This window comes from Pseudoalteromonas sp. TP27 (assembly GCF_056470645.1).
The window spans coordinates 111,003-134,025 of sequence record NZ_JARDAK010000004.1; the positions used below are offsets into that span (position 1 = coordinate 111,003).

The window sequence follows — 23,023 nt, forward strand, 5'->3', positions numbered from 1 at the left end:
TTGTCGCATCGAGTTAATTTATTATTGATATACCAGCGAGTTCGATTAAATATAAAAGCGTTGCTTTTAAACGCCAGCAAGCAGCGCGTCTACAGGTTATGCTTGAGTGTGGTTTTTACTTGTAGACGTAGAGCTTGCTCACGTGAGAAGCGCAGCTTCTAATCTCTCTATATTAGATAATTACTTGGCTTTGTACTTAACCATGCTCTTTTCTAGGGCGTTTAGGCGCTGGTAACTTATTTGTTAGTATGGCTAAGCATAAAATAGTCATAAACAACATTGAGTTTGCGCCGGCTTGTAAAGAGTAATCGACTGTCGAATGCAGCAACATATCTATAATTGCAATAGCACAACCAAAAGCAACGCCCTGAAAAAGCGCTGTCTTACGCTTTCGCATAGTCGTAATACATAACCACAAACAATAGAGTATAAGTGAGCCCAGTGCGGCTGTAGCAGGTATACCCAGCTCTACCGCAAACTGCACGTAATCGTTATGGGCATTATCGTAGTAACCCGAATAAGGCTCAGACTGATACGCCGGAAACGCAGTGTAAAATGTACCACCACCTGAGCCCAATAATGGCTTATCTAAAATAAGGGGTATTGAGTCACGTACAACTTCGTCACGGGTTTCTGAATATAAGCTAGTTTCGCTGATACGCTGTTTAACTTTTTCTACATCAAATATAGCGCCAATAATAATTAAATCAATAATAAAAAAACTAACTATAAGTAATTTAAAAGACTTAGGCTTTTGTTTGTAAATAAAAAACGCGAGTAAGCTAACAACCATAAGTGCAATAAAAAAAGCGGAGTTACCCATGCGGCTTCGAGTTAAAATAAGGGCAACAATGATAATAATTAACGAAATACGTAATACTATTTTTGAGCTTAAAAGTATTTCTGCCCAGGCTCGCATGGTTTGCTCAAAGGTCTGTTTATAATCACTATTATTTCTTTTTAACTCGCTGATCAAAACACCAATACCTAAACATAAGCATAAAGCTAAAAAGTTTGCTAAAAAGTTGGAATATGTAAATGTTCCAATTGCACGATCAGTATGTATGTAGCTAAAAAAAGGGCTAACAATATCGGGTGACAAGTTTAAGTAACCGGCATATAAGGCTTGGAATACACCCGCAAAAATAATGGCATAAATTAGTTTTTTGATCAGAAGAGTATTACTGCAGTAAATAAATATTAACCAGCAAAGTAGTATCATAAAGCCAGTTTTAAGAAGCATCTGCTTTGTTTGAAAAGCATCTACACTGGTGCCTAATAACTGTATGCCACACACCAATACAACGACGCCAAGTGCACTAAATAAAGGCCAAGAATATAATGGAGGATAAAGCGCTTGCTTATCGTTTATAACACTATTAATTAAGTGAGTGAAAAACGTAGCAGCAATTAAAATACCCATAGCTAAAATAGCCCAAGGCCTATAACTACCTAAAGGAAGGGGCAATAAAAACAGTATGGCGCAGATACAAAAGAATATGAAACGATTCAAAATAAACTCAAAAGCAAAAACGCAGCCCAAAGCTGCGTTTATATTATTACTTAAGTAACGGTTAGTTACCGACTTCAGAAATCCCAGTATCACCACCGGTACCGCCAGCACCTGGGGGCGTTGGAAGAGTTGGTAAGCTTACAACAGGAGGAGCTACCTGACCTGGGGCAGGGCCCGCCGCAGTAGCTTCAGAAGCAATAGTGGCATCAATACCAGCAGTAATTGCAGCAAGCGTTATTGTATCCGAATCAAATCCAGCGGTGGAAAGAGCAGCTAAAAAATCTGAAATTAACGGGCTGTCTGCACCAAAACTAGCAACAACAGCATTAATCATCGCGTCAATATCGGAAGCACCACAAGCACCATTAAGTAGTTTTTCGTCAAGCTCTACTTTTTCTTTATTTTTACAAATACGTTTAATAGCTTCGACTAATTCTTCTCGCAGTTGCTCAGGTGTTGTATCAACCGTCACATTGTTTAATATAGCAAGTATACTATTTATGCTGGTTTCTTGAACGACTGTATCATTATCTGTTTGTGCATAGGCTGGTAAAGCAGTAAGTGCATATGCACTGGCAACTAAAGCAGCTAAAATTAATTTTTTCATTTCTCATCCCTTGATTGAGTACTAATTACAAAATTTTAGCGCATCGGTGCAAAAAGTAAACTCTTTATTTACGCCATTATCATTAGATTTAATGATTTTTGAAGGTGGCATAATTAAATTACCTTGTACACCATCACACCCCAAGCTTTCAAGTACTTTTAAAGTCTCAGGTTTTTCAATTAAACATGTTAAAACCTTAATCCCAAAACCATGACAAATATTATTAACGGTTTGAATAAAAAACTGGCTCTGAGTATTTGTAATTAAATCTTGTATATAACTGCCGTCAATTTTCACATATTCAACATCAAGGCCCTGTAAATACCTAAACGAAGTTAAACTAGTGCCAAAGTGTTCAATACATACATTAATACCAATATCTTTTATTGCATCTATATGTAATGAAGCGACATGCACATTATAAAGTAAGCTAATCTCATGTAATTCAAAAATCAGATTTGTTTTAATAACTGGTTTTGAGTGTGCATAAATAGTTAGCCATTGAATAAAACCACTTGAATACAACGAAGCCTTACTTATGTTTAGCGCAAATATATCGTCAGGGTATTGCTCTTTAATATCAACAAAACTGCGTATGATTTTTTTATCAAGTTCTTCGGTTAGATTCAACTTTTCAGCCATGGCGAATAAATGACCATTATTTACTTTCTCACCTTCATGCGTAAAGTGAGCAAACACCTCAAAGTAACACTGTTTGTCATTAGAGTTTGCTTGCTTAACAGGTTGAACTGAAAAACTAACTTCGCCAGAATTAATAATGGATTTAATAAGTGCACGCCATTGGTTTACGCTTAATAAAGTATCTTTATCGATTTTATTAACGTTAGTGCCTTCACCAATCGTGCATCCAGTATCTAGTGAAGATAAAACGCCCCCCATAGAAGAGCCATTATCAACTTGAAAAAGTGCTAAATTAGCAAATCCATTAATGTGTAAGTTATTTTCTTTTTGGGCAAACGCATCGGTTAACTTTATACAGGCTTTATTTACAAATAATGTGTCAAAAGGAGCGAGTACAATAAAAGTACTTCCGTTTAACCTAAAAACTTTTGTGTTTGATAAGTCAGTAACGAGAGTTTTAAGTATCGCGGCCGCATCAAGTACGTGTTCGTCACCATCTTGGTAGCTTACGGCTTGGTTTATATTAGCCAACGAGGGCAGTGTAAGCATTATCGCCGTAATTGGTGTGTCTTCGCTAATAGTTCCAACAACAGAATTAAAGTGATTCTCAAAAGATTTTCGATTGCCAAAGCCAGTTAGTGAGTCTATATAGACCTCTTCGGTAAGCGCTTGGGTTTGTTTTGTTAAAGAATCAAATGTACTTTGCAAATTGATAACCATATTATTTATGGCTTGGGTTACGGTGCGTAGTTCACGAGCTACTGGTATTTCTTTATTTAATGTAAAGCGTTTACGGGTGACTAAAGTAGCTTGGTTTTCTACTGCTTTTAAAGGCCTAAATACAGCACGTAAAATTAAAAACGCAATTGCCAGTGAAGCTGCTAACAATAAAAATGAGCTATATAAACTACGTTGAGTATGTTGCCACAAAGTAAGGTAGGACTGCCCAGTATGGCTAGTAACTTCAAGTGTTCCCGCCATCATCCAACCATTGTTTATTTCTGAGTGCATAGTCGGAGCGGTTAGCTCACATAAATTAATAAACCAATTAGGGACCGACTCCACACTTTTCGGGTTTTTTAACTCAAACACCATATTATTATGTACATCGGTAAATTTAATTTGATTGTAATAACCCGAGTCAAAAATTGCGGTTGCCATAGTTTGAGCAATCATTAGGCTGTCTTCGTCTAGGTAAGGCGAAATAGAAAGCCCTAAACTTGTTGCAGTATCTTGCGCATGGCTACCCATCTGGGTTTGCAAATATTGGCGAGTGGTATCAACATCGGAGACCACGCGAACAAAAAGCGAAATAACTGATATTAAAATAATAAGGCCATACACTTGGGTTTTTAAACTTAATCCATTTTTAAAAATTCGAGACATAACTCGGTGTTCCTTTATTACTTTTGGCAGGCGCAAGCTCACCTTGTTCAATTCTTTCTAGCATCGTGTTCCAGGCCGACACACCACGGCTATTTTTTACTTTGTTACCTAACCCTTTTGATTTGGCTAACCACAAACCTTGGCCATTAAAACTGTATATAGGTTTTAAATCGCCCCGATTACTAGCAGGCACTAATTTTGTATTAAAATTATCAAGCACCAGCGGTATTTGGTTAGGTTGTTCAAAGTATATAAGCACCATGTGAGGTTGATTAACCGTACGCTGGCGTACATACATAAAGCGTATTTTATCTTCGGGGATACCTAAAGCGATTAAAGTAAAATATTTAGCAATAACATAATCTTCACAGTCACCCATGCCCACACCTAAGCTTTCTAGTGGAGTGGCCCAGTAATCTTTTTTTTGCCAAAGTTCGTCATCGGTTTTGTACTTTATATGCTTATTAAAAAAATCATTAACTAAATGAATTTTTTGCCATTCGCTTTTGTCGGCAGAGTCATCTATAAAACTCAGCCACGTTTTTATTCGTTGGTGGCCTGCATCGCCGTAAAACTGTTTGGCACGGGTAATTATATCGCTATTACGCAAATGTAAAAGCATGTCTTGTGCACAAGCAAAAAAAGACACTAATATAATTATGCAAATTCCTACGCGCACAAATCCCATCCCTTAAAAGTTAACAGCACTATTATATTCCCATTGAAAGTAAATTGATAGATTACAAAAAAGGCAAAAATAACCAGTTAACAAAAAATTAACCTAAAACAATCAAAAAGGCTGCTTTTTATATTGAGCGATTATATGTGTTGTGTATAATAGCCGCCCATATGGTTAGTAGTGCTTAAAACTCGCTATTCGCAGCGACATTTATAAACAGCTACGTTATAACCAAAAGTAACTATAAAAGGAATTGAAGTGAAAGTATTAAAAGCAGTCTTGCCTGTTGCAGGCTTGGGTACCCGTATGTTACCAGCTACCAAAGCAACACCAAAGGAAATGCTTCCACTAGTCGACAAACCTCTCATTCAATATGTTGTAAACGAAGCTGTAAAAGCTGGTATTAAAGAAATTGTATTGGTTACCCATGCCTCTAAAAACGCGATAGAAAATCATTTTGATACTAGCTTTGAACTAGAAGCCACTCTAGAGGCCCGTGTAAAACGCAGTTTGCTAGAAGAAGTTCGTTCAATAATCCCAAGAGATGTAAGCATTATATCGGTTCGTCAATCGGCGCCGTTAGGCTTAGGCCACGCAATACTTGAAACTCGTCCAATCATTGGCAATAACCCTTTTGCTATTTTATTGCCCGATGTAATTATCGATCAATATAAGTCAAACCTAAAGGTTGATAATCTTGCGCAAATGATCGCCCAATTTGAACGAACTCAACATAATCAAATTATGGTTGAGCCTGTCCCACAGGACGAAGTGCACAACTATGGTGTGGTTGATTTAGCAGGTAAAAAAATCCAGCCTGGTGAAAATGCAGCCATTACCAACATGGTTGAAAAACCAAATAATGACGAAGCGCCAAGCAATTTAGCAATAACAGGGCGTTATGTTGTTTCGCCTGCTATTTGGGACTTGCTCGAATATACCCCTCCCGGTGCTGGCGGCGAAATACAATTAACAGATGCATTACTACAGTTACGTCATCTTGAAACAATTGAAGCGTATCATTTAAAAGGTAAGTCTCATGACTGCGGCTCAAAACTAGGCTATATGCTCGCAAACGTAGAGTATGCAATGCAATCAAGCCTAATGGGTGAAGAATTTACCAAGCGCGTTAAGCAATTAATGGCAAATGCATAAAGTTATGCAAAATCGGTTAGTAAAAAATTAAGGGAAATCATGGCTATTAAAGTATTAAGTATTTTTGGTACGCGACCTGAAGCAATAAAAATGGCGCCGCTAGTTAAAGCGCTAAATGAAGCAGACGGTATTGATGCAAAAGTATGTGTTACTGCTCAGCATCGTGAAATGCTTGACCAAGTTTTAGACCTTTTTGAAATTGTACCAGAGTACGATTTGAACATTATGAAACCGGGTCAAAGCTTATACGATGTAACAACAAATATTTTGTTAGGTCTAAAACCTATTCTTGAAGAGTTTAAACCAGATTTAGTGCTTGTTCATGGCGATACCAGCACTACTTTATCTGCAAGTTTAGCGGCGTTTTATCAGCAAATTCCAGTGGGGCACGTAGAAGCAGGTTTACGCACAGGCAACTTAAGTTCACCATGGCCAGAAGAGGGTAACCGCAAGCTTACTGGTGCTATTACAAAGCTGCATTTTGCACCAACGCAAACATCGCAGCAAAACTTACTCAATGAAGCGGTAAGTGCTGACGATATCGTAATTACTGGTAACACCGTTATTGACGCATTATTACAAGTGGTTGATAAAGTAAAAACCGACAGTGCTTTAATTTCAACTCTAAAAGCTAAATTTCCAGAACTCGATGAAACTAAAAAGCTTATTTTAGTTACAGGGCACCGCCGTGAGAGCTTTGGTGGCGGTTTTGAGCGAATTTGTGAGGCATTGGTAGAAATTGCAACTGCCCACCCAGATACACAAATTTTATACCCAATGCATTTAAATCCTAATGTACGCGAACCAGTAAATCGCATATTAAAAAATGTTGATAATGTGCATTTAATCGAGCCGCAAGACTACCTACCATTTGTGTACTTAATGAATCAAGCTCACATAATCGTAACCGACTCAGGTGGTGTTCAAGAAGAAGCGCCAAGCCTAGGTAAACCTGTACTTGTTATGCGTGACACCACAGAACGCCCAGAAGCGGTAGAAGCAGGTACAGTTAAACTAGTAGGTACAGATAAAGCTCGCATAGTGAATGAAGTTAATAACTTACTCACTAACGCTCAAGAATATCAGTCAATGAGCCGTGCACATAACCCTTATGGTGATGGTAAAGCGTGTGAACGCATTGTGGCTAAAATTAAGCAACACTTTAAAGATTAAAATAAAGTTTAAAACTTTTTCAAGGATTTAGTAATGACAATTAAAACAGTTTCAGTTGTTGGTTTAGGCTACATAGGTTTACCAACTGCGGCGGTTATTGCATCGCGCGGTATGAAAGTAATTGGTTTAGACGTAAGCGAAAAAGCAGTTAATACCATTAATGCCGGTGAAATACACATAGTAGAGCCTGATCTTGACATAATAGTTCGTGGCGTAGTATCTACTGGTAACTTAAGAGCGACTACAACGCCAGAAAAAGCCGACGCGTTTATGGTAGCTGTACCTACACCATTTATTCACAGCGAAAGTGGTAACCACAGTGCAGACTTAAGCTATATTGAATCGGCTGCAAAAATGATTGCCCCAGTGCTTGAAAAAGGTAACTTAGTTATTTTAGAGAGCACCTCACCTGTAGGTGCAACAGAGCAACTAGCCGCTTGGTTAAGTGAAGCGCGCCCTGACTTAACGTTTCCACAAGATAAAGGTGATGCCGCCGACATTAACATTGCGCATTGCCCAGAACGTGTATTACCAGGTTATGTATTACAAGAGCTTGTATCAAACGACCGCGTTATAGGTGGTATGAGCAAAGCATGTAGCGAAAAAGCGGTTAAGTTATACGAAACTTTCGTGCGCGGCGAGTGTATTATTACCAATGCCCGTACCGCTGAAATGGCTAAGTTAACCGAAAACTCATTTCGCGATGTAAACATTGCCTTTGCCAATGAATTGTCGGTCATTTGTGACAAATTAAAAATTAATGTATGGGAGCTTATTAAGCTTGCTAACCGTCATCCGCGTGTAAATATTTTAAACCCAGGCCCAGGTGTTGGTGGCCATTGTATTGCGGTTGACCCTTGGTTTATTGTTGCAAGCTGCCCAGACGAAGCAAAAATAATTAAACAAGCGCGCTTAACTAACGACGCAAAACCATTTTACGTAATTGAAAAAGTAGCAAAAGCCGCTGATGAATTTAAACGTCCAGTAATTGCATGTTTAGGCCTTTCATTTAAAGCCGATATTGACGATCTTCGTGAGAGCCCGGCATTAAATATTGTTGAAGAATTAGCAGCAAAAAATATTGGTGAAATACTTGCGGTAGAGCCAAACATTTCAGAGCTACCAGCCAACCTTGCAGATAAAAATGTTAGCTTAGTATCACTTGAAAGCGCACTGGAGCAAGCAAATGTCGTTGTAGTATTAGTTGATCATAAACAATTTAAAGCTGCAGATAAAACAGAGTTTGCATCAAAAGTTGTTATTGATACTCGCGGTATTCTTTAAAGTTTTTACATTAACAAAGAGTTTTGAATGTATATTAATAAGAACATCAATAATGCCTAAAAAACATATCGCTTTAATTATGCCCCTTTCTACCTATGACTGGGGTAGTGTAAATTGTGGTGGAATAGACAGTGTTTGCCAAATGCTTGCGGAATATATGGTTAACCATGATGACGCTAATTTTAGGTTTACCATTATTGGGCTAGATCCACAAAGTAAAACGCCTTTCACAGGGAATGTTATTCATTTATCGGATAATGTTGATTTTATTTGGCTGCCTGCATCAAGCAAGCAATCAAAATTTAAAATCCCTGGCATTATTTGGCAAAATTGGCATGTTCGTAAGTTATTAAAAACTTTGAACCCTGATTTAGTGCATACTCATCTTTGGAGTTTTTTAATAGGGAGTGGTTTTAAAGGTAAAACATTAGTTACTGTTCATAGCTATAAAAAAATAGCTCGGCGTAATGTGGGGTTGGTTAATAACTTTTTATATGAAAAAGCAATACCACGGTTAATAAAGAAACGAAATGATAATGTTGTTGTTGTTGGCAAACAGCTACAAAGTGCAATTGCTGCAGATGGGTTTAAATCTTTAGTAGTTCATAACCCAATAGATCAAGAATACTTTGAAGCTAATTACGTCAAACATCAACGAAAAGAAATAAAACTAGTTACTTGTGCGTTATTAACACCAAGGAAAAAAATTGAAGACTCCATTGCTTTACTGGCTAAGTTAGTAAATGGTGGTTTTGATTCTTCATTAACTATAATTGGCCCTGCCGCAGATAAAGAATATACAGAGCAGTTAAAAAAACAGATAACTTCTTTAGGCCTAGAAAAAAATGTTTCTTTTTTAGGTAAGTTAAATAAAACCCAAATTGTTCAACAATATCTTAATGCTGACTTAGGTGTATTTACTTCTAGTGAAGAGACCTTCGGCTTAGTACCTCTAGAAATGTTAGCAGTTGGATTGCCTCTAATAACAACTGAGGTTGGAATACTTGAAGATGAGAAAACTTTTTTTGATAAAATGGGTGTTTTATACCTATCTGATACGATAACCCCTAACCGTATCAAAAATTTAATTGCTAATCATAATGTTAATGAGTCTAAAAGTGAACTTGAAGTAAAATTTAATATTGCATCTGTTTTCGCGCAATATATTGATTTATATCAAAAGTGTAGTGAAAAAAATAATGATTAGCTCGTTACTTAAATATGCCCCAGTACAAATATTTGCTGCAATTAGTGTTTTTGCATTAATTAGTATTCATACCAAGTTATTAACTACAACAGAATACGGAATGTTGGCATTAATGCTATTAACTGTTGAAGTTGTAAGGGCGGTAGCTGCGCAGTGGATTAACTCTAGCATGCTGCGTTTACTTCCTAGTAAAAAAACAGACGAACATAATAATTTTGCAGCGATTGCCAGCTCAATTATTTTTTGCTGCACATTGCCAGCTTTAGCATTAGTTAGCGTGGGGTTATATTTAACAGGTTTATTAACATTATCTACGTTTTTAGCTACCTTTTTAGTTTTTTTAACTAAAGCTCTCTATCAGTTCTATCTTGAATTAGCCCGTATAATGGAGCGTTTAAACCAATATAGAATTGCCGTACTTACTCAATCTATTATGGCTATAGTAATTACAGGCAGCTTGCTAGCGTACTCTCCTAATATCCTTTCTGCGTTATCAGCCCTTGCTTTGAGCTACATAGCTGCAGGTTTAGTTGTTTTTAAACCGCTTAAAATCAGTATTAATAAACTTAAAACTGCAGATGCTCAGGCTATTTTCTCTTATGGCTTACCTCTTATGGCCAGTGGCTTAGTTGCAGCAATATCAAGTAGATTGGACCGCTACTTCATTGCAGATAAATTAGATTTAGCACAAACAGGTATTTATGCTGCTATATCAAATATTTTATTAGGAATAGGTGCACTTATTTTTATGGTTGTAGCCTTACCAAGTTATCCTGAATTAACAAAAAAAATTAACGATAAAGCCGCTTTGTACAAAGCGCATGGTGAATATTTAACTTTGTTATGTTTAATTTCAATGCCCGCTTTAGTTGGGTTTTGTATTTTAGCAGAGCCGATAATGCACTTATTACTTAGTGAGGAATATTTATCTCAAGGTTCTACTATTATTTATATTCTATGTGCGGGGGTGTTTGTTGTAAATTTAAAAGCCCATTATATAGATCATGGGTTACAGTTTTCTTTAAATACTAAATACCTGCCAAAAATCAGTGTTTTTTCTTTAGTAGTTAACCTTTCTTTACTACTTACTTTAATACCACTTTATGGTTTAGTAGGTGCAGCCAGTGCTTTTTTGATCACAAGCCTTACCTCATTTAGTGTTGCATTATGTTTGTCTATTAAAAAAGGGTATAAATACGCTGTACCGTTGCAGGTATATAAAATTATATTTTCAACTGTGTGTATGGCCATATTCCTGCCAGAATTACGAGTTCATCACTTTGTGATAATTAATATACCCATCGTCAATATTATTATTGATATCGTTATTGGTGTGAGCATTTTCTCATGTGTGCTTGCCTTACTAAATTATAAAAAATGTAAAGCATGGGTAATAAATAAATGAAAAGTGAAAATATATATAAAGTATTGGTGTTCACTTTTTTGACGGCCTTTATTTTTGGCGGCTATTTACTAGAAAACTTAGGTATAAAATACGTATCAGAAGGCGGAAATCCGTTAGTTAAAATACATATTTCAACGTACATATTAATGCTAACCGTTGCTATTTTTACGCTTAGAAGAGGTATTAATGTGCCTTTAACCAGCCTAAAAGAGCTTAGAGCATCATGGCTAATAAGTTTTTTATGTATTGTACTTGTTATATTTTACGGCTTAATTAGATTTGGTACGTCGGGGATGGCTTACTTGGTTGATACTATGGTAGCCCCGCTCTTGGCTATTTATTTATTGAGTCAGTTGAGTACTACACATAAAAACAGACTATTAACGTTACTCGCATACTTATTATTCATAAACTCTTTAATTGCGATTTTAGAATTTATGCTTGGTAATACATTAATGTCAGCTCAGTTCTCAAGTTTTAGTCACTTTAGATCAACGGCTCTGTTAACTCATCCGCTTAATAATGCATTAATTACGGCAGCACTAGCACCGATATTAATGAGCTACACAAGAATCCCTTATTTAATCTACTTTACTGTAGTTACGTTGGCACTGTTCGCTTTTGGTGGGCGAGCTGCAACGGGCATATTCATGCTAGGTGTATTTATTTTAATAGCACCTAAGATACCTGCATTTATAGCAGCAGGAGTTCGTGTTTCAAAAATGCGCTTTGCGGTAATACAAGCGCTCGCTTTTTTTGCGTCTATTTTTACTGTGTCGGTTATAGTGTTGTCTCCCATCGGTGCCCGCATACTAAGTAAGCTGCATATAGATGGCAGTGCTCAAGCGCGATTTGATGTTTTTTTAATTCTTGAACAATTAAGCCCAAATGAATGGCTTTTTGGGGCCTCACAAACTTTATTAGACAATATCGCTTTTTATATTCAAATAGACGTTATAGAGAATTACATAATAGGCTGGATTATTAGTTTTGGTATCATATGTACAATTTTATTATTTTTAAGTTGCTATAAATTACCACTTAAAATTGCATTGGGTAAAAACAGAAATGCAGCACTAGTCGCTTTGGTTGTTTTCATTTTAGTATCTCTGACTAACAACGCTTTAACGACTAAAACTCCAGCCTTATTTTTTTTAATTAGTACAATGTACCTTAGCAGCTATAAAAGGGGTAGAAGGTGAAGCTTTATAATATCGGCAATTGCTTACATAGGTACAAAGTACCTTTACTTCCAAAAATTATAAATTTTTTAATCCGCTTGATTCATAATTCGGCTGTTTTTTCTGAAACTGCTATTGGTAAAAATACAATTTTTGCTTATGGAGGTATCGGTGTAGTTATTCATAAAAGAGCAAAGATAGGTGCTAATTGTATTATTGGATCAAATGTTACGATTGGCGGTAAATCTAAATCATTAAATGTTCCGAATATTGGAGATAATTGCTTTATTGCAACTGGTGCGAAGATTTTAGGTGACGTTAAGATTGGCAATAATTGCGTTATCGGTGCAAATAGTGTTGTAGTTTCTGATATTCCTGATAACAGCGTAGTAGCAGGTATTCCAGGAAAAGTAATTAAGTCAGGTATTAATCCAAAGGATTATTATTAATGTTTACAAGTAAAGTATATAAAAAAAGCCCAACTTTAATTCAAAATATTTTATTGAGCGCGCGTGCATTAGCAAGAAAAAAGCTTAGAGAAAACAATAAATGTGAACAATATACTCAAACACTAATTGCCCATGAGTATGACTCTGAGCTTTTAGGTAAATACCATGATAAAACGCTGAATAAAACTATTAAGCAAGCACGAAATACCGTTGAATATTATAAAAGTTATGAGCTTAATTTAAAAACGTTTCCTTTTATTGATAAGTTGGAAGTGAATAGAAATAAGGATAAGTTTTTATCGTCCAAAAAGTCAGGCGCGGTTATTAAAGGTGCAACAAGTGGCACAACAGGCGCGCCTTTAGTTATTCCACAAGATATGCAATCGGTCATAACTGAGCAAGCTTTTATTAATAGAGGTTTAGCTTGGGCTGGATTTAAAGAGGGTGATAAGCGAGCATGGATCAGGGGTGATATGATTGTACCACTCGAACAAAAAAAGGCGCCATTTTGGCGTTACTCCTATTTCGAAAATATGATTATGCTTTCGTCCTTTCATATGGCGCCTGCTAACTTGCAATCATACATAGATACAATGGTTAGTTTTGGTGTACAAGTTATTCAAGCCTACCCCTCTTCTATAGCCACGTTAGCTAAATACTTAGAAGTGAATAATCAATATTATCCAGGAGATTTAAAGTCGATTGTTACCTCATCAGAGTCTTTATCAAAAGAAGACAAGCACCTAATTGAAACACGTTTTAAATGCACTGTTTTTGATTGGTATGGATTATTTGAGCGTGTAGCTGCCATTGCCAGTTGTGAGCATGGGCGATATCACATATTAACAGACTACGCTCATGTAGAATTATTGCCTGCAGGGAAAACTGAGTCAGGCCAGCAACGTGCTGAAATTGTAGGTACCAATTTTAATAATTCCCTTTATCCATTAATACGTTATAAAACGGGCGACCATGTTGTATTGTCTGATGAGCCGAACTGCCCGTGTGGTCGTGCTTTTCCAATTGTTGATTCTATAGAGGGTAGAACAGGAGATTACCTAATTGCTGAGGATGGACAAAAAGTACATATATTAAATCATATTCCTAAAGGTGTAAGTGGGTTGTTAGGTACTCAGTTTATACAAAAGGAACATATGAAAATTGAAGTGTTAGTTACTTGTAATAGTGACTTTACAACTGAACAAAAGTCTAAACTAATAGATAATACAAAAGAGCGGTTAGGCAATAAAATGGAAGTCATTATTACAATAGTTGATGATTTAATAAGAACTAAAAATGGCAAAATGAAACAAGCTATTTGTGATCTATAAAGGTATTAAAGTGGGTTACTTTACAGTGTTTAAGCATAAGCTCATAGAAAAAGTCAGATGTTTATATTTAATGAACTTTAATTATAGATATAAAGATAATATGCAGCGGTATAAATTATCAAAAAATAAGAAAAATAAAGCATTAATTAAAGCTGAGATTAAACAGTTAAAAAATTATTGGGGGTGCTATCCTCTTCAATACTTTAATCATGACTTTTACTCTAAAGATTGCACACTTAGTATGGAGGAAATGAGACAATTTATTCCGAGTTATTATTTTTACCGAATAATATTTCCACAATACGATGATTCGAAAAATTTGCTTAATATCGTTGAAGACAAAATAGTTATGGATATTTTATTTAAAGGTATGGATTTTCCTAGATCTAATGTAATTGTTAAAAAAAGTTCTAGTTACCTTTTTAATTCACTAGGGAAGATTTTGACTTTTCAAACTTTTGAAGAACTTTTGAAAAAGAGTGTTTGTAATAAATTATTTATTAAGCCTGCTAATGGGCGAGGTGGAAATGGAATTTTAGTTGCTAAAAAGCAAGGTAACATTTTTTATATTAAAGATGATGAATTTAATTATAACTATCTTAGTAAACTTCAAGGCGATTATGTGATTGAGGAGGCCATAATTCAACATGATGAAATCACAGCTGTATATCCACATAGTGTCAATACTCTCAGAGTAATAACAAAAAGGGATACAGCTGGTTTAATTGAAATTGTTGCGGTGACTCTTCGAATGGGTTCAAAAGGCCGTGAGATTGATAATACTTCTGCTGGCGGGTTAGTGATAGGTATTAACATTGTCGACGGCTGCTCGTTAAAAAAATATGCAACTCACGAATATGGTTTAGAAAAGTTTTACGAGCACCCTGATTCTGGTTATAAATTTGAACAGTTAAAAATTCCAAACTGGCTTGAAAATAAAAAGAAGCTTATTGAACTTGCTAACAAAAATATAATTATGAATCTAGTTGGTTGGGATATTGCTCTTACAAATGATGGTATTTTGGTTATCGAGATTAACACCTTATTTGGTATTGACGGCTTACAATCTGCCCTTGGGGGATTAGAAAATAAATTTTCTGAAAATAAAACACTTAAAATATAAGGGATTAAAATTGAAGAGTAATGTACTGGTAATTAGTGTTTCAAACAAAGGTGCTGGTGGAGTTGCTAGTGTGGTTAGTACCTTCATGGAAAGTGAGTATTTAAATTCTAAGTATAAAATTAGCTATTTTTTTACTAATAAGCCTGGCAATAATTTTATAAAGCTTTTTAGTACAATCTGCGCTTTTGTAATATTTCCTTTTTTACTCATTTTTAATAATTATAAAGTTGCCCATATTCATGGGGGAAGTGTACTACGTAAAAGTTATTATGCGCTTTGGTTGAAGCTATTTAGAATACCAACAATTTATCAAAACCATGCAGCAAATCTAGATTCGTATTATAAGAATGCAGATGGTTTTAAAAAAACGTATTTAGATTATGTATTTAATCTTTATGACCTGAGGTTATGTTTAGGTAGTTATTGGGAAAATACCTTAAATGAAGTCATGGATAAAAAATGGAATGTATTATATAACCCTGTTCCCGAGTTACAATTAAACAAATCAACTTACGATACATGCAATTTTACGTTTATGGGTGAGCTTAGTGAGCGTAAAGGCATTAAAGATTTAATACATGCTTTTGCTAAGTCTGAAAACAAAAATGCACGTTTACTTGTCGCAGGAAATGGCGATGTTGATAGTTTAGTTACATTATGTAACGGGCTTGGTATTTCTGAAAAAGTAGAGTTTTTAGGTTGGATAAACAAAGAACAAAAACTTGATTTGTTGGCTCGAACTGATGTTGTTGTGCTGCCAAGTTATGCTGAGGGATTACCAATGAGTATTCTTGAGGCTATGTCTGTTGGTTTACCTGTTATCACGACTCCTGTAGGTGCTGTAGAAGATGCCATTACACATAATGAACATGGTTTGTTAGTAAAGCCTGGTAATGTTGATCAAATTTCTAGTGCCTTAAGTGAGCTTGCCCAGAGTTCAGATAAACGAACTCAATTAGGTGAGGCTGCAAAAGTTAAATTTTTAAAGTGCTTTAAGGATGATGTTGTGGCTAAAACCTTATCAGATTATTATCAGCAACTAATTACTAAGGCCGAAAAATGAGCAGTCAGCTTGATCTAATAACAAGGAAAATGTTTAACAAAGCAAAAAGTAATAGTTATGCAGGCCAAGATCCGTTTGATGGGCTCAATAGTAAGTTATTTGAATTATTTCCAAGGTTTAAGCAAGGCATTGTAGGGCTTGCTTGGATTCAGCTTCATAAACGTTTAGCAATTAATTTGCGACCATTATGCGCTGTGCCCAAAAAGCGCAACCCTAAGGGTATTGGGTTATTTATTTTAGGTTTATTGGAAGACTATAAAGCAACCAATGAGCAAACTTATTTAAATGAAGCGATAAAGCTGGCTGATTGGTTATTGACCCAGCAAAGTGATAAATCTATTTGGCAGCATAGCTGTTGGGGTTACCACTTTGACTGGAATGCCCGTGCGTTTTTTGTACCAAAAGGTAAGCCAAATGTAATTACTACTATATATGTAGCACAGGCTTTATATGCGTTAAGTGAAATCACCAAAGACAAAAAACACTCAGAACCTGCAATTGATAGTGCGCATTTTATTGTAAAAACATTATATAAAGAATGTGATGGTAGGCAGTTTTTTGGTTACATACCGGGTGAAACTGCATTTGTACATAATGCCAGTCTTTGGGGCGCTGCATGGGTTGCAAAGGTTGCTGTACTAACTAATAACCAACATTACAAACAGCTTGCTTTAAATGCTGCAAGGCAGTCTGTAAGTGAACAGGGAGTCGATGGTTCATGGGTATATGGTGCTCGCCATCATCACCAGTTTATTGATGGCTTTCATACCGGTTATAATCTAGAAGCGTTGCGCTTACTGAGCGATGAATTGCAAACGGATGAGTTTGAGGATGCAATTGCAAAAGGCCTTACTTATTATAAAACGCATTTGTTTGAGCAAGATGGCACCGCAAAATATTACAACAACAATCGTTACCCACTCGATATGCATAGTGTGTCGCAGGCTGTTTTTACGTTATTAAAAGTAGGTAAAACGCCAGATGACTTTATAATGGCCGAAAAAGTAATAAATCGCGCTATTCAGACCCTATATATGCCTAAAAAGCAGCGTTTTATTTATCAAAAAAATAAGTATTTTACCAATAAGGTTGACTATGTGCGTTGGACACAGGCATGGGTATATTATTCGTTTGCTTATTTTAATCGACAAAAAATGAATAGCACCAAAAATGCAGTTATTGAACAACTTTAAAAACGGACTCAACAATGAAACGTATTGAATTTTTAAAAGCACCCATGGATATTGCCACTATGCAAGAGACGGTGTCTTTTATCGAAAACAGAATTGAGCAAAAGCAATTTTTACAGCATGTTGTGGTTAATGTAGCCAAAATAGTTAATATGCAAAAAGATCCTGTTTTAGCTGAGTCGGTTAAAGCGTGTGAGGTAATTAATATTGATGGTATGGGTGTAGTATTCGGTGCGCGTTTTTTAGGGCACGATGTGCCAGAGCGTGTAGCAGGAGTTGACTTATTTCATGAATTATTAGCCATGAGTGCCAAGCGAGACTTTCCTGTGTTTTTGCTAGGTGCCACCGATGAGGTAGTTAGCAAAACAGTAAGTAAAGTTAAAGCACAGAACCCAAATTTAAACATAGCAGGTTATAACGATGGCTACTTTTGGGATGATGAAGAAGCCGTGGTCACTAAAATACGCGAATCGGGCGCTAAGTTATTATTTGTTGCGATTACCTCTCCTAAAAAAGAAAACTTTATTAATAAATGGCAAGACAAACTCGGTGTAGACTTTGTTATGGGAGTAGGCGGTACGTTCGATGTTGTAGCAGGTAAAGTAAAGCGTGCACCACAGTGGATGCAAAAGGCCGGTTTAGAGTGGCTTTATAGGGTAATTCAAGAACCAGGCAGAATGTGGAAGCGATATTTAGAAACAAACACTAAATTTTTAATGCTTTTGCTAAGTGACAAATTTAAAAAAGGAAGTTGAAATGTTCAATGTTATAAATAAAAGTAGAGTTATTTATCTCTATAACGAGTTTTTTGTGAAGATGTTGCGTGACAAAGAAAGAAAATCATTTTTGCAGCAAATTAAAGAGCTTTATTTATTGGCAAAGGCAATAAAGTATTGGCCACATAATTATTTTAAATATGATGGTTATAAACAAAATAAAAGCTTGGATGAAGTTAAGCTATATTCAACTGGTTTACTTTTTGGTGGGTTCAGGAAAGATCATTTGAATGATGGTAGATATATGGTTTTTGCAGATGATAAATTTTTATTTCATAAGTTGATGGCCGATGCGGATATACCGACTGCAAAGCTAATCAATGTTATCTCCAATAATGCTTTTAAAAATGAGTATGTAGGACTCAATAGCCTTAATGCTGAAGTTATACTAGATGCTATTACAGCCGATGCAATAGTTATTAAGCCTGTAATTGACTCGTGCCAAGGAGCAGGAGTGAACGTTATCAATGTTAATGTTAATGCAATTAAAAAATTTGCAATGTCAGGAAAGACTTATAACTCAACAGAGTTACTTAAAAAACTATTCTCTGAATATTCTGGCAGTTATTTAATTGAAGAAAAAATACAACAGCATTCATTTAATCAGCGTTTATACTCTGAAGCTGTAAATACAATTAGAGTAGATTCACTGCTTGCAAAATCTGGCGAAGTAATTATTAATTCAGCTTATTTGCGAGTCGGAAGAAATGGCCGTAAGGTTGATAATTGGTCTGGTAAGCAAGGCGGAATAGGCATTAATGTTAATATTAAAAATGGTGTATTAAGCTCGCAAGGTATCGACTACTCTAAAAATTTATATACTGAACACCCTGATACCCATGTGTCTTTTTCTGGCCTTATAGTTCCTTACTGGGAAGAGATTATCAATATAGTCAAAGAGGCAGCTTTGCAGTTTCCAAATGTAAGATCATTAGGTTGGGATATTGTTTTAACCGAAAATGGCCCTTTAATATTGGAGGTTAATGGTGATTACGATATTTTGGCGCAGCAAACTTGTACGCAGGCCTTTGGAGAAAATAAAAAATTTTACGAAGAGTTAATTAGATATGCAAATGATACAAAATACTTTAAGCACTTTAAAGGCATGTCTAGCTGAATCTATCGAGCTTCTTTTATCTTGAAGTTTAATTTTTAATGGCGCAACACTAATCTCACTAATTCGTGTGCGCTTAATCTTTAAGCTTGAATAATGAAATGCATAAATTATATTGATACCATGAAGGCAATGGGAATTACACTAGTTGTACTTGGTCATGCAGCTTGGTTGAATGAAGATATATATACTTTAATATATTCATTTCATATGCCATTGTTCTTTTTTTTATCTGGTTATTTAGCATCATCCAAGCGAGAAGTAAAACAATCATTGATTAAACTATTCCAGCGTTTAATATTGCCATTTACTTTCTTTTTTCTTATTTCCTATTTATTTTGGCTACCATTGAACATTCTTGGTGATGGCCAAGCCAGTAAAATGCAATGGTTTGATCCTTTAAGTCGTTTAGTGACATCTAAGGCTGATAGTTTTCACATTAATGGGGTTCTTTGGTTTTTCCCTTGTTTAATCATTATTTCATTAGCTCAGATTGTATTTTTTCTGCATTGAAGCCAATATATAGTTTCGTAATCACTTCTGGGGTGCTTGTATTAATGCTATTAAGCAATGAGCTAATTTCGGAAAGGTGGTTTTGGTCTATAGATTCTGCTGTTATTGGTATGTTTTTTATCAATTAGGTGTTCTAGTTAAAAGAGTTAACCTTTTAAGCTATGCAGTATTTAACAATGAGTTTAAAACTTATTTGATTTTGTTATTTACCATTCCAATTTTTTGTTATTTAGCGCTATTAAATGGCCGTGTAGATATAAGAGAGTTAAAGTTTGGTGTTTTCCCTCTTTTGTTCCCCCTAATTGCTTGTTTAGGAATATTTATATTATTTTTGATTAGTAAAAAACTCAAACCTAGACCAATCTTCCAATGGCTGGCAATTTCTTCAATAGTGATATTTCCGCTTCATTTAATTGTTTTTAGGTTTTTACATAAAATCGAAGTTAAGATTATTCCTAATATTTGGTATTTGTTTGATTTTCTTCCTTATCTAAATACTTGTATAGCTATTTGTTGTTTGGTTTTTGTTTTTAGGTTCTTAAAATCTAAGACACCGAGACTTATTGGTTTATAAACTTGAATCAATCGAGAATTTTGAAAACAGTTGTTTTATTCCCATATCTTCACTTATAAAATAGCAAAATCATTTTTCTAGTTGATTCTCCTCACTCCCGCCCGTGTCGTTAACATTTACTTTACATTTGCTGGTTATTAAATCTTAATCCTTGTTTGTTTATGTAATTTTATTCTTTGTAAGTCATTGATTTTAATTTCCAGTCCCTTATTCAGGTTCAAAAGTTGGTACTTTCGTAGTGTTTTTTATTCCTTTTGATTTTATTTGTGTATATAATGTTCACCAAGCGATTGATGAATTAACTTTCATTAAACAAATGACTCAAACTTGGTGCCTATAATGCACTTTTCATTTTCGAGGGAAAAAATGACTAACTCATTACTTAAATTTAAAAAGATAAGTGCAGTGATCGCACTTTCTTTAGCCAGCTCTACAACACTGGCTGCAGACTTAGGCGTAGCCAATAATTTTTCAGCATTTGTTTTTGACGATTTTAAATCGCACTTTGGCCGCGCTGATGGTGCAATTGCCGCTGGCGAAATCGATCTTCAAGGCTACAGTGTGGGTTATACCCGCCCTTACAATCGCGATGAATACTATTTAATTAGTGAATCAAGCATAAAATTTAAATACGGCCGCCAATATGTAGGTAGCATGATTGCCGGTGGCGGTACTGACATTCATTGGGGTGTACGCTGGGGTATGGAATGGGGTTCTAAAATCCTTTCTAACCAAGATGAATCGGCGATGCCATTTAACTTTGATGAACAAGAAGAGTATTACAAAAGTTTAAGCGCCGAGTTAAACCAGTTAAACCAAACAGGTACAGTTTACCGTAAATGGGGTGGTTTATACCTTCAAGGTGACGGCAGCTCTGATAGACAAGTGTTTAATATTGATGGCCGTGATTTTGCCCGTGCTCATACCTTTAAAGTATGGGGTATACCAAGTGATGCAACTGTAATTTTTAATATTACAGGTGGTGCTGATTTACATGTGCGCGGAAAAGGTTTTTGGCATTTACGCCGCCACGCAAGTAAAACCGTATTTAACTTCCCTGATACGCAAAACCTTAATATTAAAGGTAACCGTTGGGAGGGTGTCATTCTTGCCCCTTACGCTGATATTAAAGGCGCTTACGGTACGGCTAAAATGCCAATTATTAGCCAAAGTTTTAAAGGCTCTATGGCATTGCTAGGTGGTGAATTCAATGGTGATTTACCATCAGTTGCTGAGCCTATCGCTCCATTTGCAATGCAGCAAAAATGGCAGTGGAACTCAAGTGAGTTTATGCCAGAGTACAACCAAGTTATGTCTACCCCTGTCGTTGCTCAATTAAATGATGATAATGGTGATGGTGTTATTAATAATAATGATGTTGCTGATGTTGTTGTGGTTACCTTTAGAAGAGGTAGTTATAACAATGGGGTAGTAAGAGCGTTAAGCGGTATTGATGGCAGCGAACTTTGGGATTACTCTCAGGGTGCTATCATGTCTGACGCATCGTACTCAGTTGCCGCAGCTGACTTTGACGGTAATGGTATAGTTGAAATTGTTGCTTCAAGTAGATTTGAAGATTTTGTATCTGTTATTGATAATAAAGGTGTAACAAAAAAACAGATAGCTAAAGTTAATTCTGGTTGGAAAACCGCAAGTGACATAGCCATTGCTGACATTGACAACGATGGCTCTTTGGAGTTTACACTTGGAGATGCTATTTATAATTACGATACTGGTTCTCTATTTAATGTAGATTGGTCACCAACGTATACAATTTTTGATTCTAATAACGATGGAGTTCAAGAAATTTTATCTAGAGGCCAATTATTAGATCAAAATGGCGCAATGCTTTGGTCATATTCTGGTCAGAGTGCAGCATGGTTTTCATCTATAGCTGATATTGATAATGACGGTCAGCCCGAAGTCGTTTTATCTATACCTTCAGGCTCTTCAACGCCAGAAAACAGCCGTATTGTAGCTTTAGAAGCGAATGGTAATGTTAAGTGGGAAGTTAATACTGACGCAAACTCAGGTGGTGGCGCGCAAGCAATATCTAATTTCTTAGGTGCTAATAATATAGGTATAGTACATGCTGGCTACAGCGCTGTTACCATGTATGATGAAAGTGGACAGCTCATTTGGGCTTTGCAAAACGATGATGAATGGAGTGGTAAAGTAGGTGTGAGTGCCTACGACTTTAATGGCGATGGTATTGATGAAGTAATTGTACAAGATCACTACAAAGTAAGAGTGTTAAATGGTGTTAATGGTGAAGTATTATCGACAGTTGCTAACTCATCAGGAACGCTTTGGGAATACCCAATTGTGGTTGACCTAGAGGGTGATGATAATGCTGAGCTGATTACTGTATCTAATAATTATGATAGTCGTTACAGTATTAACAATGGTGTCACTGTGTATGGTGCTGCTGATAATAGCAAGCCTTGGAAAAATGCAACCCGCATTTGGAACCAACACTCATATCATCAAACTAACATTAGCCAAGATGGTAAGGTACCAACCTATGAACTACCAAGTTGGTTAAATAACAATACTTATCGCTCTAGTACGCTTAAATAAAAAGTACTTTTAGCAAATAAAAAGCCAATTAAGTTTTAATTGGCTTTTTATTATTAAATAGTTGTTTAAAATAATTGG

The 23,023-nt window shown here is 35.8% G+C and carries 19 protein-coding genes; 15 read left to right on the forward strand and 4 right to left on the reverse strand.

Annotated features, from left to right (window positions below):
* Window positions 1-196: 196 nt before the first annotated feature.
* From PX700_RS06975 to PX700_RS06990, 4 genes are all read right to left on the reverse strand, one after another.
* Complete coding sequence (locus PX700_RS06975; RefSeq protein ID WP_479520301.1) at window positions 197-1,513, reverse strand: O-antigen ligase family protein; 1,317 nt, start codon at window positions 1,511-1,513, stop codon at window positions 197-199.
* A gap of 61 nt (window positions 1,514-1,574) precedes the next feature.
* Window positions 1,575-2,120 carry a hypothetical protein gene (locus PX700_RS06980; RefSeq protein ID WP_479520302.1) on the reverse strand — a complete coding sequence of 182 codons (546 nt, stop codon included), beginning with the start codon at window positions 2,118-2,120 and terminating at the stop codon, window positions 1,575-1,577.
* Window positions 2,121-2,141: 21 nt separating this feature from the next.
* Window positions 2,142-4,148 carry a bifunctional diguanylate cyclase/phosphodiesterase gene (locus PX700_RS06985; protein WP_479520303.1) on the reverse strand — a complete coding sequence of 669 codons (2,007 nt, stop codon included), beginning with the start codon at window positions 4,146-4,148 and terminating at the stop codon, window positions 2,142-2,144.
* Window positions 4,132-4,827 carry a transglutaminase-like cysteine peptidase gene (locus PX700_RS06990; protein WP_479520304.1) on the reverse strand — a complete coding sequence of 232 codons (696 nt, stop codon included), beginning with the start codon at window positions 4,825-4,827 and terminating at the stop codon, window positions 4,132-4,134. The genes PX700_RS06985 and PX700_RS06990 overlap by 17 nt, the downstream gene beginning before the upstream one ends.
* Window positions 4,828-5,085: 258 nt before the next feature.
* Between PX700_RS06990 and galU the strand changes: the two genes are divergently transcribed.
* The 15 genes from galU (at window position 5,086) to PX700_RS07065 (ending at window position 22,945) form a co-directional block, all read left to right on the forward strand.
* On the forward strand, window positions 5,086-5,982 hold the full coding sequence (galU, locus tag PX700_RS06995; protein WP_054200717.1) for a UTP--glucose-1-phosphate uridylyltransferase GalU: 897 nt from the start codon (window positions 5,086-5,088) through the stop codon (window positions 5,980-5,982).
* A 39-nt stretch (window positions 5,983-6,021) separates the two neighbouring features.
* Window positions 6,022-7,155, forward strand: coding sequence for a non-hydrolyzing UDP-N-acetylglucosamine 2-epimerase (wecB, locus tag PX700_RS07000; RefSeq protein ID WP_138606955.1), 1,134 nt, complete (start codon window positions 6,022-6,024; stop codon window positions 7,153-7,155).
* Window positions 7,156-7,188: 33 nt separating this feature from the next.
* Complete coding sequence (gene wecC, locus PX700_RS07005) at window positions 7,189-8,439, forward strand: UDP-N-acetyl-D-mannosamine dehydrogenase (protein ID WP_064662867.1); 1,251 nt, start codon at window positions 7,189-7,191, stop codon at window positions 8,437-8,439.
* 52 nt (window positions 8,440-8,491) lie between these two features.
* Window positions 8,492-9,646 (forward strand): VpsD family glycosyltransferase, encoded by a 1,155-nt coding sequence (locus tag PX700_RS07010; RefSeq protein ID WP_479520305.1) that lies wholly within the window; start codon window positions 8,492-8,494, stop codon window positions 9,644-9,646.
* The gene (locus tag PX700_RS07015) at window positions 9,639-11,051 is read left to right on the forward strand and encodes a lipopolysaccharide biosynthesis protein (protein WP_479520306.1); all 1,413 of its coding nucleotides are present in this window, start codon (window positions 9,639-9,641) and stop codon (window positions 11,049-11,051) included. The genes PX700_RS07010 and PX700_RS07015 overlap by 8 nt, the downstream gene beginning before the upstream one ends.
* A complete protein-coding gene (locus tag PX700_RS07020) occupies window positions 11,048-12,253 on the forward strand; it encodes a VpsF family polysaccharide biosynthesis protein (RefSeq protein ID WP_479520307.1) in 1,206 nt (401 codons plus the stop codon). The genes PX700_RS07015 and PX700_RS07020 overlap by 4 nt, the downstream gene beginning before the upstream one ends.
* The gene (locus tag PX700_RS07025) at window positions 12,250-12,681 is read left to right on the forward strand and encodes a serine O-acetyltransferase (protein ID WP_479520308.1); all 432 of its coding nucleotides are present in this window, start codon (window positions 12,250-12,252) and stop codon (window positions 12,679-12,681) included. Before PX700_RS07020 ends, PX700_RS07025 begins: the two co-directional genes overlap by 4 nt.
* Window positions 12,681-14,012, forward strand: a complete 1,332-nt coding sequence (locus PX700_RS07030) for a phenylacetate--CoA ligase family protein (RefSeq protein WP_479520309.1) — start codon at window positions 12,681-12,683, stop codon at window positions 14,010-14,012. Before PX700_RS07025 ends, PX700_RS07030 begins: the two co-directional genes overlap by 1 nt.
* A gap of 10 nt (window positions 14,013-14,022) precedes the next feature.
* Complete coding sequence (locus tag PX700_RS07035) at window positions 14,023-15,135, forward strand: sugar-transfer associated ATP-grasp domain-containing protein (protein WP_479520310.1); 1,113 nt, start codon at window positions 14,023-14,025, stop codon at window positions 15,133-15,135.
* Window positions 15,136-15,145: 10 nt separating this feature from the next.
* The gene (locus PX700_RS07040; protein WP_479520311.1) at window positions 15,146-16,198 is read left to right on the forward strand and encodes a glycosyltransferase family 4 protein; all 1,053 of its coding nucleotides are present in this window, start codon (window positions 15,146-15,148) and stop codon (window positions 16,196-16,198) included.
* On the forward strand, window positions 16,195-17,391 hold the full coding sequence (locus PX700_RS07045) for a glycoside hydrolase family protein (protein ID WP_479520312.1): 1,197 nt from the start codon (window positions 16,195-16,197) through the stop codon (window positions 17,389-17,391). The genes PX700_RS07040 and PX700_RS07045 overlap by 4 nt, the downstream gene beginning before the upstream one ends.
* 14 nt (window positions 17,392-17,405) lie before the next feature.
* Entirely contained in the window at window positions 17,406-18,143 is a 738-nt protein-coding gene (locus tag PX700_RS07050; protein WP_479520313.1) for a WecB/TagA/CpsF family glycosyltransferase, read from the forward strand.
* Between the two features lies 1 nt (window position 18,144).
* Window positions 18,145-19,281, forward strand: coding sequence for a sugar-transfer associated ATP-grasp domain-containing protein (locus PX700_RS07055; protein WP_479520314.1), 1,137 nt, complete (start codon window positions 18,145-18,147; stop codon window positions 19,279-19,281).
* 93 nt (window positions 19,282-19,374) lie between these two features.
* A complete protein-coding gene (locus PX700_RS07060; RefSeq protein ID WP_479520315.1) occupies window positions 19,375-19,791 on the forward strand; it encodes an acyltransferase family protein in 417 nt (138 codons plus the stop codon).
* A gap of 940 nt (window positions 19,792-20,731) precedes the next feature.
* Window positions 20,732-22,945: a choice-of-anchor A family protein gene (locus PX700_RS07065; protein WP_479520316.1), complete on the forward strand. Its 2,214-nt coding sequence runs from the start codon at window positions 20,732-20,734 to the stop codon at window positions 22,943-22,945.
* Window positions 22,946-23,023: the final 78 nt, after the last annotated feature.

Excerpts from the sequence above, each read along its gene's own strand:
- PX700_RS06980 (WP_479520302.1), bottom strand. The coding sequence starts at position 2,120 with ATGAAAAAATTAATTTTAGCTGCTTTAGTTGCCAGTGCATATGCACTT.
- PX700_RS06985 (WP_479520303.1), bottom strand. The coding sequence starts at position 4,148 with ATGTCTCGAATTTTTAAAAATGGATTAAGTTTAAAAACCCAAGTGTAT.
- wecB (WP_138606955.1), top strand. The coding sequence starts at position 6,022 with ATGGCTATTAAAGTATTAAGTATTTTTGGTACGCGACCTGAAGCAATA.
- wecC (WP_064662867.1), top strand. The coding sequence starts at position 7,189 with ATGACAATTAAAACAGTTTCAGTTGTTGGTTTAGGCTACATAGGTTTA.
- PX700_RS07010 (WP_479520305.1), top strand. The coding sequence starts at position 8,492 with ATGCCTAAAAAACATATCGCTTTAATTATGCCCCTTTCTACCTATGAC.
- PX700_RS07015 (WP_479520306.1), top strand. The coding sequence starts at position 9,639 with ATGATTAGCTCGTTACTTAAATATGCCCCAGTACAAATATTTGCTGCA.
- PX700_RS07020 (WP_479520307.1), top strand. The coding sequence starts at position 11,048 with ATGAAAAGTGAAAATATATATAAAGTATTGGTGTTCACTTTTTTGACG.
- PX700_RS07030 (WP_479520309.1), top strand. The coding sequence starts at position 12,681 with ATGTTTACAAGTAAAGTATATAAAAAAAGCCCAACTTTAATTCAAAAT.
- PX700_RS07045 (WP_479520312.1), top strand. The coding sequence starts at position 16,195 with ATGAGCAGTCAGCTTGATCTAATAACAAGGAAAATGTTTAACAAAGCA.
- PX700_RS07050 (WP_479520313.1), top strand. The coding sequence starts at position 17,406 with ATGAAACGTATTGAATTTTTAAAAGCACCCATGGATATTGCCACTATG.
- PX700_RS07055 (WP_479520314.1), top strand. The coding sequence starts at position 18,145 with ATGTTCAATGTTATAAATAAAAGTAGAGTTATTTATCTCTATAACGAG.
- PX700_RS07060 (WP_479520315.1), top strand. The coding sequence starts at position 19,375 with ATGAAATGCATAAATTATATTGATACCATGAAGGCAATGGGAATTACA.
- PX700_RS07065 (WP_479520316.1), top strand. The coding sequence starts at position 20,732 with ATGACTAACTCATTACTTAAATTTAAAAAGATAAGTGCAGTGATCGCA.